Below are 16,607 nucleotides of genomic sequence, written 5' to 3'. Positions count from 1 at the left end.
ACCTTTGAGGTGACGGGCTATTGATCCCCAACCGCTTCTATGTCCGTCGTCGAAGGGGCGGCACGTGTCTTTGGCGGCGCGTACGGATAAGGGCTAGATGGCTTCCTTCAAGAATCTCGCGCTTCTCGTGACAACAATCGGACTGTCGTTCTCGCTCGCGCTCAAACCCACAATGGCACAAGGGTGGAGTTTTGGGGGCCTGTTCGGCCAAGAGGACAGCACTCGCAAGACCGAACCCCCACCGACAATTTCAGATCAAGAGGCGATCGTCGATCCGTCACGCAGTGTGCCGGACAGCCGGTCGGAGATTACTCTGTCGTTCGCACCGCTTGTGCGGAAGAGCGCACCAGCGGTCGTCAACGTGTATGCTGCGCGCGCCGTGCCGGAACGGCTCTCACCGTTCGCTGGCGACCCGTTCTTTGGGCAATTTTTCGGTGCGCCGTCGCAGCGCGAGCCCAGGATAGAAAGTTCGCTCGGCTCGGGGGTCATCGTCGATCCAAGCGGTCTGGTGGTGACGAATAACCACGTCATCGCCGATGCGGACGAGGTGAAGATCGCCTTCGCGGACGGTCGCGAGTTCGCGACCACCATCCTTCTGAAGGACGACGATGTCGATCTAGCGGTGTTGCGGATAGCAGAATCCGAAGAGGAATTTCCGAGCGTTGACCTCGCGGACTCGGACGGGCTGGAGATCGGCGATCTTGTGCTGGCGATCGGCAATCCCTTCGGGATTGGACAAACGGTGACCAACGGCATCGTATCCGCATTGGCACGTACCAACCTCTCGCCCAGAGATCCCGGTGTCTTCATTCAGACGGACGCCGCGATCAATCCGGGCAATTCCGGTGGTGCGCTCATCGACATGCAGGGACGGCTGGTCGGTGTGAATACTGCAATCTTCTCCAAATCCGGCGGGTCGAACGGGATCGGCTTCGCGATTCCCTCCAATCTCGTCGCGAGCTTCGTGCGGGCTGCAAAGGCCGGCGGGGAGTTCAACAGACCCTATGTCGGAGCAGCCTTCGGACGCGTGACCCCAGATATTGCCAACGCCGTGGGTCTCGCGCGGCCAACCGGTGCGATCGTGCACGCGATTTCCGACGGCTCACCTGCCGAAGAGGCAGGCCTTCAGGAGGGGGACATCGTTCTGGAGGTAGGCTCTATTGCGATCTCCGATCCTGACGCGCTCGGCTATCGTTTGGCGACAGCCGGGATCGGGACGTCTACCACGCTCACCGTGTTGCGAGGCGAAGACCGCAATACACTGACGATCGCGCTTGCGGGTGCGCCCGAGGATCCGCCGCGGGATGAGCGAATCCTGGGGGGTCGAAATCCGTTCTCCGGGGCGAAGGTTTGGAATATGTCGCCGAAGGTTGCGGAAGAACTCGATCTTCCGCTGGAAACGGACGGGGTGGTTGTTGCTGATGTCGCCCGCGGATCCTACGCAGCCCGCTTCGGATTGCGGCCTCGCGACTTGATCATTGCGGTCAACGGTAATCGGGTTGATACGACATCATCGATCGAGGGCATCCTCTCTGAAAACTGGGGTGGCTACGACTTCGAGATCGAGCGTGGCGGACGTCGGCTCGTTCGGCGCGTGCGCTGAGATGGCCGATCTGTTCGGCCAGGCAGACATCCCCGAGGCGGCAAATCGAAACGAAACTGGCGGGCGTCGTGGTGCGGTGAACCCGGCAGAGCGGAGGCCACTTGCCGATCGATTGCGCCCCAGAATGCTGAGCGAAGTCGTCGGACAGGAGCATCTCACAGGGGAGGGCGGCATACTCTCTCGCATGCTTGCCGGGAAGAACCTCGGCTCGATGATCTTTTGGGGTCCCCCCGGCACCGGCAAGACGACGGTCGCGCGGTTGCTTGCAAAAGATAGCGATTACGCATTCGAACAGATTTCGGCGATCTTTACCGGTGTTGCTGACCTCAAGAAAGTCTTCGAATCGGCGCGAATGCGACGTTCCAATGGACGCCCGACGCTGCTTTTCGTCGACGAGATACACCGCTTCAATCGTGCCCAACAGGACAGTTTCCTGCCTGTAATGGAGGACGGGACAGTCGTTCTCGTTGGAGCGACGACTGAAAACCCGTCGTTCGAGCTGAACGCCGCGCTCCTATCCCGCGCGCGCGTCCTGACCTTCAAGCCACACGATACGACGAGCCTAAGCCTTCTCCTCAATCGTGCCGAGACGATCGAGGAGAAGGCGCTTCCGCTCGACGATGAAGCGCGTCAGGTTTTGCTGAGGCTTGCAGACGGCGACGGCCGCGCGATTTTGAGCCTTGCCGAAGAAGTTTGGCGCGCAGCTCGAGATCGAGAAATCTTCGATTCGGCAGCGCTACAAGAAATCGTTCAGCGTCGCGCGCCCGTCTATGACAAGAGCCAGGATGGTCATTACAACCTCATTTCTGCGCTCCATAAATCCGTTCGCGGGTCAGATCCGGATGCCGCCCTCTACTGGCTATGCCGCATGCTCGATGCCGGCGAGGACCCACTTTACCTAGGGCGTCGGCTGGTTCGCATGGCGTCCGAAGACATCGGGCTTGCCGATCCGAACGCATTGCGCGTCACGCTCGCTGCGAAGGACGCATACGATTACCTAGGCTCGCCCGAAGGCGAGCTCGCTCTTGCCGAAGCGACCGTCTATCTCGCCGCCGCCCCAAAATCCAATGCCGTCTATACCGCCTACAAGCAGGCGATGCGCGCCGCCAGGGCGAACGGCTCTCTGCTTCCGCCCGCCCACATCCTCAACGCGCCGACGAAGCTGATGAAGGAGGAAGGCTACGGGTCCGGCTATCGCTACGACCACGATGAGCCGGACGCCTTCTCCGGCCAGGATTACTTTCCGGCTGGAATGAAGCGCGAAAGGTTCTACAGACCAACCGAATTCGGTGCCGAACAGCGGATTGCAGACCGCTTGGCGCGCCTCGATGATCTTCGCAAACGGCGCAACTCCGATTGATCGAGCCAGCTCGCGGATGCGGACGAGATGACTAGAACGCCCATAAAGGTTTCGTGAAGCAGGCCGTTGAATTGCTCTAAACGCTGATCTAGTGTCGCTCTAAACGATTAGTTCGCGCCTGACACTCTTTGTGCACGCGTACCTTCTCGAATGGGACGGGAACTGTCTTGCTCTGCAGGATGCCAACCGGCTTGCCTCGGCCCTCGACGAATTGCAACGAACAAGGAGAACCGCAATGTCTGTGGATCACGAGATGATCCCCGAGCAGTCGGTCACGAATTACGAAGTCGGCCAGGACAACGTCCAGAAGTTCGGTCTCGATATTCATAATCCGGTCTTCCCGATCTCTGCCGGCGTCATCATCCTTTTTGTGGCCTTTACGCTGATCTTCCCGGCCGTTGCCGGCGACTTCTTCGGCTGGCTGCGTCCCTTGCTTACTTCCACTTTCGATTGGCTCTTCCTGATTGCAGGCAACATCTTCGTGCTGTTCTGCCTAGCGCTCATCATTACACCGCTCGGCGGTGTCCGGCTTGGCGGCAAGGACGCACGGCCCGACTATGGTTACTTTGGCTGGTTCGCGATGCTCTTCGCGGCAGGTATGGGCATTGGCCTTGTTTTCTACGGCGTTTCCGAGCCGATCAGCCACTATTCGTCGGCTGTGGGTGGCATAACGACGGAAAACGGGGTGCGCACCGATTGGTCGCCGCTTGGTGGTGCCGAAGGCGAAACGCTCGAAGCACGTCGTCTCGGCATGGCTGCAACCCTCTATCACTGGGCGCTTCATCCTTGGGCGATCTATGCGATCGTCGCTCTCGGCCTCGCTTTCTTCTCCTATAATTGGGGCCTTCCGCTTACCATCCGTTCGGTTTTCTACCCGCTCCTCGGCGACCGTGTCTGGGGCTGGCCGGGCCATATCATCGACACGCTGGCAGTTTTCGCGACCATTTTCGGTCTCGCGACTTCTCTAGGCTTCGGCGCAGAACAGGCCTCGGCCGGTCTGAACTTCTTGTTCGGAATCCCCGATTCGACGATGACGAACGTAGTCCTCATCGCGGTGATCACCGCTGTCGCCCTCGTCTCTGTCATCGCGGGCCTTGATGGAGGCGTGAAGCGGCTTTCGGAAATCAACATGGTTCTTGCGTTGTTGCTGCTCGGCTTCGTTTTCCTTGCAGGCCCAACCATGGATCTGGTTCGTGGGTTCTTTGGTAATACCGCTGCCTATTTCCGCGAGATCGTGCCGCTTTCGGTGCCGTTCGGCCGCGAGGACGACAACTTCCGTCAGGGCTGGACTACTTTCTACTGGGCTTGGTGGATGAGCTGGTCACCCTTCGTCGGCATGTTCATCGCCCGGGTCTCGCGAGGCCGCACGGTTCGTGAATTCGTCACTTGCGTGCTGATCGTACCGACCATCGTTTCGATCATCTGGATGACCGTCTTCGGCGGCACAGCATTGACCCAGACGATCGGCGGCTATGCCGGCATCGCAGACGCCGAGCTTCCGGTACAACTGTTCGAGATGCTGAGCCAGATCCCGCTGTCGTCGATCACGTCCTTCATCGGTATCGTCCTCGTCATCGTGTTCTTCGTGACCTCCTCGGACTCCGGTTCGCTGGTAATCGACACGATCACGGCGGGCGGCAAGCTCGATGCTCCGACGGCCCAGCGCGTCTTCTGGGCGACCTTCGAGGGTCTGATCGCCATCGCGCTGCTCTTGGGCGGCGGGCTCGCAGCACTGCAAGCCGCGGCCGTTGCGACTGGATTCCCATTTGTGATCCTGCTTCTGATCCTGACCTTTTCTGTCGGAAAGGGGCTGATCGCGGAACGCAAGAAACCGTTCCTGCAGAATCAGGGCGCCTATCAGGCGGCTGAATAACGCTCTAGCGTACTGAGCGAAGTTTGGCCCCGGATGCCTCCGGCATTCGGGGCCGAACTCTTTCCAAAGCTCTTTATCGCAGGCGCTTGGCAATCAATGACCAATCTTCTCATCGTCATGGCCGGCGGCGGACTCGGTGCCGGTTTGCGCCACCTGTCGGGTCTTGCAGCTCTACATCTCCTTGGCCCCGGATTTCCCTGGGGTACCGCTTTCGTCAATGTTTCCGGCTCGTTCCTGATGGGCGTTCTCGTCGAACTGCTCGCGCGAAAACTGGGCATGACGGAGCAATGGCGTCTGTTCCTCGCGACCGGATTTCTCGGTGGGTTCACGACGTTCTCGTCGTTTTCGGTGGATGCAGTGAACCTGATCGACCGCGGCGCGACGGGTCTCGCGTTTCTCTATGTGACGGGTTCGGTCGTACTCGGTATCGCCGGACTGTTTGCCGGCTTGGCGGCAGCAAGGGTCCTCGCCTGATCGCGTGTCCCGCCGCCGTTGCTCGGTCGAGGCGGCATGGATAGAAGAGCGGAAAGGATCGAGGCGGCTTCCGAACGGAGCTTGTATCTCCCATCGAAATCAACGGAGCGTCCGGAACATGGCAGCAGTCGAACAGCGGCGGGTGGACGACGACGAAGCGGGCCTTCGGCTCGATCGCTGGTTCAAGCTTCATTATCCGGGTCTGGCCTTCGGACAGCTGCAGAAGCTCCTGCGCTCCGGCCAGATCAGGGTTGACGGTGGACGCGCCAAGTCGGACACGCGCGTCGCACCAGGCCAAATGGTTCGTGTGCCGCCGCTCGCCACCGATTCCAAGACATCGACGAACCATCCCCTGACCGCCAATACCATCAAAGGCCGTCCGGACGGTGACGTCCTCTCGCAGATGGTAATCTACGAGGACGAGAAGGTGATCGTCTTCAACAAGCCAGCTGGCCTCGCAGTCCAGGGCGGATCGGGCGTCGCCCGCCACGTCGACGACATGCTGGAGGCCTGGCGCAACAAAAAGGGCGAGAAGCCGCGCCTCGTCCACCGTCTCGATCGGGACACGTCCGGCATTCTCGTGGTGGCGCGAACACGCGGTGCCGCGACGGCGCTGACTAAGGCATTCCGCGAACGCGATACCAAGAAGCTATACTGGGCCGTTGTGAAAGGCGTGCCGGCGAAGAAAGAAGGCCGCATCTCGACCTATCTCAAGAAGGAGCAGACGCCGGATGGAGATCGCATGCGTATCGCCAGGCACGGCGACGAAGGCGCCGACCACGCACTATCCCATTACCGCGTGATCGATCAGGTCGCTCAGAACTTCGCCTGGCTCGAGCTTGAGCCCCATACCGGCCGCACCCATCAGCTGCGCGTTCATGCCGCCCATATCGGCCACCCAATCCTCGGCGATCCCAAATATTTTGAGCACGACACCAACTGGGAATTTCCGGGCGGCGTCCAGATGCGCCTGCACCTCCATGCGCGGCGGCTTGTGATACCCCATCCTTCCGGTGGGATGATCGATCAGATTGCGCCCCTTCCGCAGCACATGCGCCAGACTTTTAACCTCTTCGGCTTCGACGAAGCCGAACTCGAAGACTGAGTGAGACGTGGCAGCACTGAAAGCCGTTCTCTTCGATTGCGACGGGACGATTGCCGACTCAGCCGGTCTTATCTGCGACATCATGGAGCGCTGCTTCTTGGTGCATGGGCTGGAGCCGCCGGCACGCGAAGCAACTCGCTCGATAATCGGGCTCTCCTTAAACACCGCCATCGCCGCGCTCCGCCCAAGCCTGACGGCCTTCGAGGTTGCGCGTCTCGCCGATGCTTATCGTAGCGAATATCGGCTCGAGCGCAGCCGTCCGCACTTTGCTGAGCATCTCTTCGAAGGCATGGTCGAGCTCGTTCTCGATCTCGCAGCCCGCGAAAACGTCTTCGTCGGTATGGTGACCGGCAAGTCCCGGCGCGGAGTGGCCGCGCTCACTGCTTCGCATGGGCTGACGGGTGCTTTCTCAGTCGTTCGAACCGCAGATGATTGCCCCTCCAAGCCCCATCCGGCCATGGTCTTGGAATCCTGCGGCGAACTCGGACTTAAACCGGCCTCCGCAGTCGTTGTCGGCGATACGAGCTTCGACATGGAGATGGCGCGAGCAGCGGGCAGCACGGCCATCGGCGTTTCGTGGGGCTCGCACGCACCGGAGCATCTGATGCGAAGCGGCTCGCTTCAGGTTACCGAGACAGTGCAGGATCTCTCTGCGGCACTGGATCGCTGGCTGGCGCGCGAGCCCGCTAGAACCTAGCTTTCCTTCTTGAGCGAAGAACCCGAACGCAAGTCTCTATCTTTATGTCGAACAACCCCGATATCCTTCAGCGCCTGTTCGAAAATCCGAACGCCATGCGTCGCGACCTGCCCAAGCGCTTCTACGAGGAGGCGGCACTAGGCTCCGCCGAGACCGGGTATCAGGTGCTGCTCGATGGCCGGCCTGTGAAGACGCCGGCGAAGAAAGCGCTTGTCCTGCCGAACGATGAAATCTCGAACGCCATTAGGGATGAATGGGCCGCACAAGGCGAGCGCATCGATCCGGGCACCATGCCGGCCACACGGCTTGCAAACACGGTGGTGGATGCTGTCGCGCTCGACCCGAAGCCGGTTCTAGCCGAAGTGCCGCGCTATGCGGAAACCGATCTGCTGTTCTATCGCGCTGGCCATCCCGACAGCCTTGTCGAACGCCAGCGCGAACGCTGGGATCCGATTGTCGTCTGGGCATCGGAACTGCTTGAGGTACGGTTCGTCCTCACCGAAGGCGTGATGCATGTGGAGCAGTCGGCCGAGTCGCTCAAGGCCTTCGCGAAGCGCGTCTCCCCGATCCACGATCCGTGGGTGATAGCCGGCCTCCAGCAGGCGACCTCGATCTCGGGCTCGGGACTGATCGCGCTGGCGCTGTTCGAGCGCCGGCTCGGGGTCGACGAAGCCTGGGCCCTGTCACGCCTCGACGAGGACTGGAACGCCGAGCGCTGGGGCGAAGACGAAGAGGCGCAGCTCGTCAGCCGGCGGCGCAAGGCCGATTTCGAGACGGCGGCGCTGTTCATGGGCCGGTGAGAAATGGAGCGTTGGTCCTTCTTGCGCTCGCCGAAAGCATGTCTCTGACCGGGAGAAGACCTGCTCGGCGGGCTTCGGCTTGAACACGCCCGCTCTTAGATATAGCCAAAGCAAATCGAGAGATCACATCAGCCTGCGGACCGCGCCATGACCATCGTCGACACCCGTGACCCCAATCCGAAGAGCTTCATTCCCGGCGCGACCGGGGATTGGGAGATCATCATCGGCATGGAGGTGCATGCCCAGGTCCTGTCGGACAGCAAGCTCTTCTCGGGCGCCTCGACCGATTTCGGCGCGGAGGCGAACTCCCATGTCAGCCTCGTCGACGCGGCGATGCCCGGCATGCTGCCGGTCATCAACGAGGAATGCGTGCGTCAGGCGGTGCGTACGGGTCTTGGCCTCAAGGCGCAGATCAACAAACGTTCGGTCTTCGATCGGAAGAACTACTTCTACCCCGATCTGCCGCAAGGCTATCAGATCAGCCAGTTCAAGGACCCGATCGTCGGCGAGGGCACGGTGACGGTCTCCGTCGGCCCGAACAATCAGGGAGAATTCGAGGATATCGAAGTCGGCATCGAGCGGCTGCATCTCGAACAGGACGCCGGGAAGTCGATGCACGACCAGCATCCGTCCATGAGCTTCGTCGATCTAAACCGCTCGGGCGTCGCGCTGATGGAGATCGTCTCCAAGCCCGACATGCGTTCGGCGGACGAGGCGAAGGCCTATCTCACCAAGCTCCGGACGATCCTGCGCTATCTCGGCACATGCAACGGCAATATGGACGAAGGCTCCATGCGCGCGGACGTGAACGTCTCCGTCCGCCGCCCTGGCGGCCCATTTGGCACGCGCTGCGAGATCAAGAACGTCAACTCGATCCGCTTTGTCGGACAGGCGATCGAGTCGGAGGCGCGGCGCCAGATCGCGCTGATCGAGGACGGCGGCATGGTGGAGCAGGAGACTCGGCTCTTCGACCCGTCGAAGGGCGAGACCCGCGCCATGCGCAACAAGGAAGACGCGCACGACTATCGCTACTTCCCCGATCCGGATCTCCTGCCGCTCGAATTCGACCAGGCCTATATCGATGCGTTGCTCTCGGAGTTGCCCGAGTTGCCCGACGACAAGAAAAACCGCTTCATCGAAGAGGGTGGCCTTTCGACCTACGATGCGTCGATCCTCGTTTCGGAAAAGGCAATCGCCGATTTCTACGAAGAGGTCGCCAAGGGCCGCGATGCCAAGCAGGCGGCGAACTGGGTGATCAACGATCTCCTCGGTGCGCTCAACAAGGACGGCAAGAGTATAGAGGAGACACCGGTCTCGGCCGCGCAGCTTGGTGCGATCCTCGATCTTATCCGCGAGGGTACGATCTCCGGCAAGATCGCCAAGGACCTCTTCGAGATCGTCTGGAACGAGGGTGGGGATCCGAAACGGATCGTCGAAGACCGCGGCATGAAGCAGGTCACGGACACCGGGGCAATCGAGAAGGCGGTCGATGACGTGATGGCCGCGAACTCCGACAAGGTCGAGCAGGCGAAGGCGAAGCCATCGATGGCCGGCTGGTTCGTCGGTCAGGTGATGAAGGCCACCGGCGGCAAAGCCAATCCACAGGCGGTGAACGCCCTCGTCAAAGACAAGCTGGGAGTCGAGTAGTCGGCGACATGTTCTTCATCCGAACGGCGATGGAGCGCGATCTCGACGCGATCAGCGAGCTTCTTTCAGAGACTTGGCGCGCGACCTACGATCCGATTTATGGGTCGGCGCGGGTCGACGAAATAACGAAGAGCTGGCACTCGGTTGCGGCCCTGAAGCCGCGCCTCAAGCGGCCGTCGTCGGAGTTCATCGTCGGTGACGATGGGAAATCGATCGGCGGGATGGGTTTCGCTGTTTCGTCAGACGCCGATCGCGCGCTCGTGGTGCTCCACCAGCTCTACGTGCGCCCGAGCGAACAGCGTGCCGGTCTTGGATCGGAGATGTTGCTTGAGATCATGAACGCCTTCCCGGACGGGCGACGCATCCGCTGCGAGGTCGAGCCCGCCAATCTCGGCGCCGTCGCCTTCTACGAGAAGCACGGCTTCAAGCCGACTGCTACGGCGATCGCGCGGAACGCATCCAGCGACGGCGTCGAAGTGACCGTCTTCGAACGCCTTCTAGGCTGATCTCCTTATCGTCGTTCGCTGGTCCACCGGCTTCATTCGCCATCGTCCGCACCAAAGATTCGACAATCCGCCTCTCCGCGACACCTCTATTCGGTAAGGCTCGGTTTATTGACCACGCCGAACGCGATCGGGAGCGCTCGACCATGGCCTTGAAGATCTACCATGTCTTCGAACGCGGCATCGCCTATCTGCTTCTCCTTGGCATGGCCGTCGTCGTCGTCCTGGCGGTCTTCAGCTTCGCCCGCTCTCTGATAACGATCTTTACTGGCGTCGGCGATCCGTTGGAATACGGAGCCTTCCAGATCCTCTTCGACCGCGTCCTTGCGGCCGTCATCGCGTTGGAGCTCGCGCACTCGATCCAACAGATGGCGACCGGAGACCATCGTCTCGCCCAGGTTCGCACCGTCATCGTCATCGGCGTTCTCGCAGTCGTTCGGAAGCTCATTCTGCTTGAGGTAGACAGCACGTCCGGCGTCTTCCTGATGGGTCTTGCAGCGACCGTGCTCGCTCTCGGGCTTGCGCTCTTCCTCGTCAGCGTGATCGACAGGCAGGAGCATACGACGCCAAAATCTCGGGTCGATCGCCCCTGATAGGCCGCCACCGACGGGCCGGTTCGGCTGGACAAGGATCGGCATCGGCCCCATAAGTACGGCATGACGTTGACGAGCATGGGCATGGTCGCGATGAAGGAATGGCTGCTGCAGATCTTCACCTGGTGGAACGGCCAGACGATGGGCACGCGGTTCTACACATGGCGTAACGGCAAACGCGTCGGCGAGGACGAGTTCGGCAATGTCTACTATACAAATTCCGACGGCAGTCGGCGCTGGGTGATCTACAACGGTCCAGTCGAGGCGAGCGCGATCCCGACCGGTTGGCACGGATGGATCCACCATCGCGTGGACACGCCGCCTTCATCCGAAAGCTACAAGCCGCGGGAATGGGAAAAGCCGTTCCAGAAGAATCATACGGGCACGCACGAGGCCTATCGTCCGTCTGGCTCCCTCCTGCGCCCCGAAAAGGACCGCCCCCGCGTCACCGGCGAGTACGACGCCTGGACACCCTGAGCGCGCCGCCGATTTTCTGCCGGATTACTTTATTATGCGCGCTCTCGGAAACACGGCGCGGTCAATCACTGCTCGAAGGTACGGCCTCAACGAGACTGTCAGCGCTGCGCTTCGGGACCGATCGGTAGTGAGTTTGAAAATTTTGGCGACTTTTTCCGACCTGAACTCGAAGGCGTGCGCGCTGTTGACCGCCACGCTGGCCATCGCGCCTGGATTTGTCGTCGCCGATCCGGCCATGGCCCAACAGCGCCTAGAGAACCCGGTCGCCGTCTTTTCCGGTCTCGATAAGATTACCGGACGGCTGACGGACTTCGACGTCTTCATCGACGAGACCGTGCAGTTCGGCGCGCTGCAGGTGACGCCGCGGGTCTGCAAGACGAGCGCCGAGGGCGAGGCCACGCAGACGGATGCGTTCGTCGAGGTGGACGAGATCACCCTCGACCGCGAAATCCGGCGCATTTTCTCAGGCTGGATGTTCGCAGCGTCGCCCGGTCTGAACGCGGTCGAGCACCCGGTCTACGACGTGTGGCTGAAGAGCTGCAAGACCGAATCGGACGTGCCGGCGCCCTCCGAATAAAAGGTCGCGTCGGCTTCCACCGCCGTCGCCAAGAGCGCCTGATAATCTTCCCGCGGAATTTCGATGGCACCGAAGCGTTCGAGATGCTCGGTCAGGAACTGGGTATCGAGTAACGAATAACCGCCTCTGATGAGGCGCTCGCACAGAAAGGCGAGTGCGACCTTTGAGGCATCCGTTTGCCGGGAAAACATGCTTTCGCCGAAAAACGCGCCGCCCAGCGACACCCCGTAGAGCCCTCCGACTAATTCTCCGTCTCGCCACGTTTCTACGGAATGGGCGAAGCCCTCACGATAGAGGGCGATATAAAGTTCGCGAACGGTCCGGTTTATCCAGGTTTCGCTGCGATTCGGCGTAGGTTCGGCGCACCCGTCCAGAACGGCCGCGAAGGCGGTGTCGAAACGCACGTCGAAGATCTGCTTACGGATGGTCTTCTTGAGACTGCGCGGGATGTGCACGGAGCCCAGCGGAAGAATGCCGCGTTCGACGGGGTCGACCCAGAAGATGTTCGGGTCCTCGGCCGATTCGGCCATCGGAAAGATACCGCAAGCATAGGCCTTGAGAAGAATGGCGGGTGTGATCCGGTAATCCTGTCCGCCACTCTTCGCCATGTTGCGTCAGCCGACCTCACCATCGAGGAAGTGCTCGAGCCAATGAATGTCGTATTCGCCGCGCCTCACGCTATGGTTTGTTACGAGATCGCGGAAGAGCGGCAAGGTTGTCTTAATGCCGTCGAGCACAAATTCGTCGAGAGCCCTCTTCAACCGCATCATGCATTCCTCGCGCGTCCGACCGTGGACGATGAGCTTGCCGACGAGGCTGTCGTAGAAGGGCGGGATCCGATAACCGCGGTAGACTGCCGAGTCGATGCGGACGCCGAGCCCACCTGGCGCATGGTAATGGGTAATCTCACCAGGTGAGGGCACAAAGGTCCGGGGGTCCTCTGCGTTGATACGGCACTCGATCGCATGGCCCGAGAACGTCACGTCCTCTTGTTTCAGCGAAAGCCCGTCGCCGCTCGCCACCCGAATCTGCTCGTGGACGAGATCAAGGCCCGTCACCGCCTCCGTCACCGGATGCTCCACCTGAAGCCGGGTGTTCATCTCGATAAAGAAGAATTCGCCGTTCTCGTAGAGAAACTCGATCGTACCGGCACCGCGATATTGGAGACCTTTCATGGCCTCCGCACAGATCGTCCCAATTTTCTCGCGCTGCTGCGGTTTCAGGGCAGGGGAGTTGGCTTCCTCCCAAACCTTCTGGTTCCGGCGTTGCAGCGAACAGTCGCGTTCGCCGAGATGAATGGCGTTGCCCGCACCGTCTCCGAAGACCTGCACTTCGATATGGCGCGGCTTTTCGAGATATTTCTCGATATAGACCGCATCGTCACCGAACGCCGCGCCGGCTTCGGAACGGGCGGTCGCAAGGGCGTGCGGCAGCTCTTTCTCGGTCCGGGCTATTTTCATGCCGCGTCCGCCACCACCGGCCGACGCTTTCACGAGCACCGGAAATCCGATGTCCTTGGCGATTTTCATCGCCTCGCCGTCTTCGGTGACGGCACCGGGTGATCCCGGCACGACAGGGATACCAAGACGCTCGGCGGTGCGCTTTGCTTCGATCTTGTCGCCCATCGTTCGAATGTGACTAGCCGTCGGGCCGATGAAGGTCAGCTGATGGGCCTCGAGGATATCGGCAAAACGCGCATTCTCGGACAAGAACCCGTACCCTGGGTGCACCGCGTCTGCGCCGGTGATCTCGCAGGCAGCGACGATCTGCGGAATGTTCAGATAGCTGTCGCGCGCCGAGGGAGGGCCAACGCAGACACTTTCGTCCGCTAAACGTACGTGCATTGCCGCATTGTCGGCCGTCGAATGGACGGCGACTGTCGATATTCCAAGCTCTTTGCAGGCGCGCAAGACTCGGAGAGCGATCTCGCCACGATTGGCGATGAGGACCTTGGAGACCATCGTCTTTGAACCTCTCAGTCGATCACGAAGAGCGGTTCGCCGAATTCCACCGGCTGGGCGTTGTCCACAAGGATTTCGCGCACTGTGCCGGAACGGGGTGATGGAATGCTATTCATGGTCTTCATCGCTTCGATGATGCAGACCGTCTCGCCTTCTTTGACGGACTGACCGACCTCGACGAAGGGTTTCGACCCGGGCGAGGCGGCGTGATAGACCGTACCAACCATCGGTGACGTCACCGTCCCCTCGGCAGGACCGGTTTTGGACGGTGCGGCTTGAGTTTGGGCTGCGGCCGGTGCCTGCTGATGTTGCGGCGCCGCCGGGATATGCTGCGAGGTCATCGGGGGCTGTGAATAGTAGATCGGGGCAGCTTCGATCTGACGGGTCAGGCGGATGCGCAGCGAGTTCCGTTCGACCTCGATCTCGGTGAGATCGCTCTCCTTCAGGATCGCAGCTAGTTCACGAACAATCTCGGGATCCAAGCTTTTATCGCTCATCGTGTCCTATCCTGTCGCCCCGTCATACTTCATCCACTCATCATGCAAGCCTGAGAAGAAACATGGTTTCGTCAAGGCCGGCTTGGTCGAGCGGTTGCTTGCACGTTCGCGACAAGAATATCAACGTCCGGCGCGCTTCCAGGATGCATCCTGTCTAAGATTCCCACACGCGTGAACGATCCTCGCTGACATAGCATCCGTTTTCCGTGCATTTAGCGGCACATGTCAGCCTGCGCCGCAATCGACTTTGCCGCATTCGCGCATCGATGCGATAGCGTTCTTCAGACCTTCCAGCCCGACGCGTGCCTGCAGAACTTCCTCGCCAATCACGTATGAAGGCGTGCCATTGATACGTAGATCGCTAGCGAGCACCTGGATGTCCTGCAGTGCTTTCATGTTGGTTGAAGCAGCGAGGATCTCCTCAATCTTCGCTGTGTCGACGCCGAGTCCCTCGGCAACGTCAAGCGCGGATGCTTTATCGGCACCGGAGCGTTTCGAGAGCAGCGTTTCGTGAAACTCGCGATACTTTTCCGGCGCGAGATCGCGGAACGCCATGGCGACGCGTGCGGCTTCTAGTGAACCCATGCCGAGGATCGGGAACTCCTTGAGGACGAAGCGGACATTTCCGTCCTCTTCCAGAAGTGCTGTCATGTCGTCGAGCGCCTGACGGCAGTAGCCGCAATTGTAGTCGAAGAATTCGGTCACAGTGACGTCGCCGTCTGGATTCCCCAGCACCATGCCTTCGGGCGCAGAATTTAACTGCTCGCGTACCTTACCAATGGCATCAGCCTGAGCGGTCTTCTGTTCGGCATCTTGTTTCTCCTGAAGGGCGTTCATCGCTTCCACAAGAACTTCAGGATTGGCAATGAGGTAGTCGCGGACGATCGTTTCGATCTCTTGCGTCTCTGTCGCGTCGAAACTCTCTTGCGATACGGCGTATGATGTGAACATGCCGCATAGAAATGTGGCGGCAGCGATGGTCGTGATCGAACGCATGAAGCGAGGGTCCCTTGCTCGGATGAACAGCGTTGCCGAACGTAGACAACATGAGTGGCGAAATTTGAAGCGCTAATAGAACATTGGTTCCGATCTAGCGACTATCCTCACAGCCCGGCCGAGCAGCGCTTCGGTTCGTTCATCTCTGAGAGGGTTTTGAGTTCGCTGCTTGTTATGTCAATTCGGTTTGAACAAAGTATCCAATCTGAATGGGGAACCGAGTAATGCGCAAGCACGGATCGGGGCCGTCGGATCGGTCGGGCATCGAGCCGTTTCATGCCATGACTTTTCTTGCCGAGGCCAACCGCTTGAAGGCCGAGGGGGCGGACGTCCTCTCGCTCGCGGTCGGTCAGCCAGCCTCTCCCGCACCGCTTCCGGCCCGGGAAGCCGCAACTACGATGATCGGGCGTGGCGCCGTCGGCTACACCGACGCCATGGGCAGGCCCGCCCTCCGTAGCGCGCTCGCCGCGCATTACCGGCAAGCCTATGGCGTCACGATCGACCCGGCCCGGGTGATGATCACCTCCGGGGCTTCGGGCGGCTTCAACATCGCGTTCCTGGCCGCTTTCGAGGCGGGCGACAGGATCGCGATCGCCGCGCCTGGGTACCCCGCCTATCGCAACATCATGCGTGCACTCGGCATCGCGCCGGTCGAGATCGAAGTTGGTCCAAGCGACGACTACATCCTGACGAGCGATCGCTTGGAAGCGTATTTCCGGCGTGAACCGTTTCAAGGCGTCCTCATCGCAAGTCCGGCCAATCCGACCGGAACGATGACGCCGCCCGACGAGATAAGACGCATTGCTGACTTTTGCCGGACAAACGGCGTCTGGCTGATTTCCGACGAAATCTATCACCGCCTCAGTTTCGGACAGGAAGAGCGATCTGCGCTCCAGGACCTCGAGGAGGCGATCGTCGTCAACTCGTTCTCGAAATACTACTGCATGACCGGCTGGCGCATCGGCTGGATGATCCTGCCGCCGAGCCTCACCGACGCGGCAGAGAGACTGGGTCAAAACCTCTACATTTCGGCATCCGATCTCTCTCAGACGGCCGCGCTTGCCGCGCTTAGTGCCGGCGACGAACTCGACGCCGTACGCGAAAGCTATCGCCGCAATCGTTTGACTATGAGGGAGAGGCTGCCTGAAATCGGCTTCCGCACGATCGCTCCGATCGACGGTGCCTTCTATGCTTATGCTCAAATTCCTGAAGGCTTTCCTTCCGCCACGGTTTTCGCCAAGACGCTTTTGAAACAGAGCCATGTCGCAGTGACGCCGGGCACGGATTTCGACCTGCGACGCGGCGATGGTTTCGTCCGCCTCTCCTATGCAGGCGCGGAGGCCGATGTAGCCCGCGCACTGGATCGAATTGCGGACTTCGTCTCGAAAGCCTGACCGAAGCCGAGTCAACACAATCAGAAGGGGGCCGATCGAGCCGGCCCCTT

Annotated in this window: 17 protein-coding genes; 13 read left to right on the top strand and 4 right to left on the bottom strand. The window is 60.5% G+C overall.

Annotation, left to right across the window (positions count from 1 at the left end):
* Positions 1-97: 97 nt before the first annotated feature.
* The 12 genes from FP2506_RS06190 (at position 98) to FP2506_RS06135 (ending at position 11,709) form a co-directional block, all read left to right on the top strand.
* Positions 98-1,603, top strand: a complete 1,506-nt coding sequence (locus FP2506_RS06190) for a Do family serine endopeptidase (protein WP_007066561.1) — start codon at positions 98-100, stop codon at positions 1,601-1,603.
* 1 nt (position 1,604) lies between these two features.
* On the top strand, positions 1,605-2,963 hold the full coding sequence (locus tag FP2506_RS06185) for a replication-associated recombination protein A (protein ID WP_081448399.1): 1,359 nt from the start codon (positions 1,605-1,607) through the stop codon (positions 2,961-2,963).
* Positions 2,964-3,198: 235 nt separating this feature from the next.
* A complete protein-coding gene (locus FP2506_RS06180) occupies positions 3,199-4,836 on the top strand; it encodes a BCCT family transporter (protein WP_007066559.1) in 1,638 nt (545 codons plus the stop codon).
* 96 nt (positions 4,837-4,932) lie between these two features.
* Positions 4,933-5,310: a fluoride efflux transporter CrcB gene (gene crcB / locus FP2506_RS06175; protein ID WP_040489461.1), complete on the top strand. Its 378-nt coding sequence runs from the start codon at positions 4,933-4,935 to the stop codon at positions 5,308-5,310.
* 118 nt (positions 5,311-5,428) lie between these two features.
* Positions 5,429-6,415, top strand: coding sequence for an RluA family pseudouridine synthase (locus tag FP2506_RS06170; RefSeq protein WP_007066556.1), 987 nt, complete (start codon positions 5,429-5,431; stop codon positions 6,413-6,415).
* A gap of 7 nt (positions 6,416-6,422) precedes the next feature.
* Positions 6,423-7,112: an HAD-IA family hydrolase gene (locus FP2506_RS06165; RefSeq protein ID WP_007066555.1), complete on the top strand. Its 690-nt coding sequence runs from the start codon at positions 6,423-6,425 to the stop codon at positions 7,110-7,112.
* Between the two features lie 44 nt (positions 7,113-7,156).
* A complete protein-coding gene (locus FP2506_RS06160; RefSeq protein ID WP_007066554.1) occupies positions 7,157-7,912 on the top strand; it encodes an ATP12 family chaperone protein in 756 nt (251 codons plus the stop codon).
* Positions 7,913-8,059: 147 nt separating this feature from the next.
* Positions 8,060-9,559 carry an Asp-tRNA(Asn)/Glu-tRNA(Gln) amidotransferase subunit GatB gene (gatB, locus tag FP2506_RS06155; RefSeq protein ID WP_007066553.1) on the top strand — a complete coding sequence of 500 codons (1,500 nt, stop codon included), beginning with the start codon at positions 8,060-8,062 and terminating at the stop codon, positions 9,557-9,559.
* Between the two features lie 8 nt (positions 9,560-9,567).
* Positions 9,568-10,065, top strand: a complete 498-nt coding sequence (locus tag FP2506_RS06150) for a GNAT family N-acetyltransferase (protein WP_007066552.1) — start codon at positions 9,568-9,570, stop codon at positions 10,063-10,065.
* 143 nt (positions 10,066-10,208) lie between these two features.
* Complete coding sequence (locus FP2506_RS06145) at positions 10,209-10,655, top strand: phosphate-starvation-inducible PsiE family protein (RefSeq protein ID WP_007066551.1); 447 nt, start codon at positions 10,209-10,211, stop codon at positions 10,653-10,655.
* Between the two features lie 93 nt (positions 10,656-10,748).
* Positions 10,749-11,132, top strand: a complete 384-nt coding sequence (locus tag FP2506_RS06140) for an NADH:ubiquinone oxidoreductase subunit NDUFA12 (protein WP_007066550.1) — start codon at positions 10,749-10,751, stop codon at positions 11,130-11,132.
* A 235-nt stretch (positions 11,133-11,367) separates the two neighbouring features.
* Positions 11,368-11,709, top strand: a complete 342-nt coding sequence (locus FP2506_RS06135; RefSeq protein WP_007066548.1) for a DUF2155 domain-containing protein — start codon at positions 11,368-11,370, stop codon at positions 11,707-11,709.
* Here FP2506_RS06135 and aat read toward each other — a convergent pair.
* The 4 genes from aat to FP2506_RS06115 all read right to left on the bottom strand — a co-directional run bounded on the left by aat (position 11,649) and on the right by FP2506_RS06115 (position 15,163).
* The gene (gene aat, locus FP2506_RS06130) at positions 11,649-12,317 is read right to left on the bottom strand and encodes a leucyl/phenylalanyl-tRNA--protein transferase (RefSeq protein ID WP_007066547.1); all 669 of its coding nucleotides are present in this window, start codon (positions 12,315-12,317) and stop codon (positions 11,649-11,651) included. The genes FP2506_RS06135 and aat overlap by 61 nt on opposite strands.
* A 6-nt stretch (positions 12,318-12,323) precedes the next feature.
* Positions 12,324-13,670, bottom strand: a complete 1,347-nt coding sequence (gene accC / locus FP2506_RS06125; RefSeq protein WP_007066546.1) for an acetyl-CoA carboxylase biotin carboxylase subunit — start codon at positions 13,668-13,670, stop codon at positions 12,324-12,326.
* Between the two features lie 14 nt (positions 13,671-13,684).
* Positions 13,685-14,167: an acetyl-CoA carboxylase biotin carboxyl carrier protein gene (gene accB / locus FP2506_RS06120; protein WP_007066545.1), complete on the bottom strand. Its 483-nt coding sequence runs from the start codon at positions 14,165-14,167 to the stop codon at positions 13,685-13,687.
* A gap of 225 nt (positions 14,168-14,392) precedes the next feature.
* Positions 14,393-15,163, bottom strand: coding sequence for a DsbA family protein (locus tag FP2506_RS06115; RefSeq protein WP_007066544.1), 771 nt, complete (start codon positions 15,161-15,163; stop codon positions 14,393-14,395).
* 224 nt (positions 15,164-15,387) lie between these two features.
* Between FP2506_RS06115 and FP2506_RS06110 the strand changes: the two genes are divergently transcribed.
* Entirely contained in the window at positions 15,388-16,557 is a 1,170-nt protein-coding gene (locus FP2506_RS06110; protein WP_007066543.1) for a pyridoxal phosphate-dependent aminotransferase, read from the top strand.
* Positions 16,558-16,607 lie beyond the last annotated feature (50 nt).

Origin of the sequence: Fulvimarina pelagi HTCC2506, from assembly GCF_000153705.1 — a bacterium.
Lineage (GTDB): Bacteria > Pseudomonadota > Alphaproteobacteria > Rhizobiales > Rhizobiaceae > Fulvimarina > Fulvimarina pelagi.
Note: the sequence above shows the minus strand (reverse complement) of the source record. Positions and strands in the feature narration are given on the sequence as shown.

Excerpts from the sequence above, each read along its gene's own strand:
- FP2506_RS06190 (WP_007066561.1), top strand. The coding sequence starts at position 98 with ATGGCTTCCTTCAAGAATCTCGCGCTTCTCGTGACAACAATCGGACTG.
- FP2506_RS06185 (WP_081448399.1), top strand. The coding sequence starts at position 1,605 with ATGGCCGATCTGTTCGGCCAGGCAGACATCCCCGAGGCGGCAAATCGA.
- FP2506_RS06180 (WP_007066559.1), top strand. The coding sequence starts at position 3,199 with ATGTCTGTGGATCACGAGATGATCCCCGAGCAGTCGGTCACGAATTAC.
- crcB (WP_040489461.1), top strand. The coding sequence starts at position 4,933 with ATGACCAATCTTCTCATCGTCATGGCCGGCGGCGGACTCGGTGCCGGT.
- FP2506_RS06170 (WP_007066556.1), top strand. The coding sequence starts at position 5,429 with ATGGCAGCAGTCGAACAGCGGCGGGTGGACGACGACGAAGCGGGCCTT.
- FP2506_RS06160 (WP_007066554.1), top strand. The coding sequence starts at position 7,157 with ATGTCGAACAACCCCGATATCCTTCAGCGCCTGTTCGAAAATCCGAAC.
- gatB (WP_007066553.1), top strand. The coding sequence starts at position 8,060 with ATGACCATCGTCGACACCCGTGACCCCAATCCGAAGAGCTTCATTCCC.
- FP2506_RS06150 (WP_007066552.1), top strand. The coding sequence starts at position 9,568 with ATGTTCTTCATCCGAACGGCGATGGAGCGCGATCTCGACGCGATCAGC.
- FP2506_RS06145 (WP_007066551.1), top strand. The coding sequence starts at position 10,209 with ATGGCCTTGAAGATCTACCATGTCTTCGAACGCGGCATCGCCTATCTG.
- FP2506_RS06140 (WP_007066550.1), top strand. The coding sequence starts at position 10,749 with ATGAAGGAATGGCTGCTGCAGATCTTCACCTGGTGGAACGGCCAGACG.
- FP2506_RS06135 (WP_007066548.1), top strand. The coding sequence starts at position 11,368 with ATGGCCCAACAGCGCCTAGAGAACCCGGTCGCCGTCTTTTCCGGTCTC.
- aat (WP_007066547.1), bottom strand. The coding sequence starts at position 12,317 with ATGGCGAAGAGTGGCGGACAGGATTACCGGATCACACCCGCCATTCTT.
- accC (WP_007066546.1), bottom strand. The coding sequence starts at position 13,670 with ATGGTCTCCAAGGTCCTCATCGCCAATCGTGGCGAGATCGCTCTCCGA.
- accB (WP_007066545.1), bottom strand. The coding sequence starts at position 14,167 with ATGAGCGATAAAAGCTTGGATCCCGAGATTGTTCGTGAACTAGCTGCG.
- FP2506_RS06115 (WP_007066544.1), bottom strand. The coding sequence starts at position 15,163 with ATGCGTTCGATCACGACCATCGCTGCCGCCACATTTCTATGCGGCATG.
- FP2506_RS06110 (WP_007066543.1), top strand. The coding sequence starts at position 15,388 with ATGCGCAAGCACGGATCGGGGCCGTCGGATCGGTCGGGCATCGAGCCG.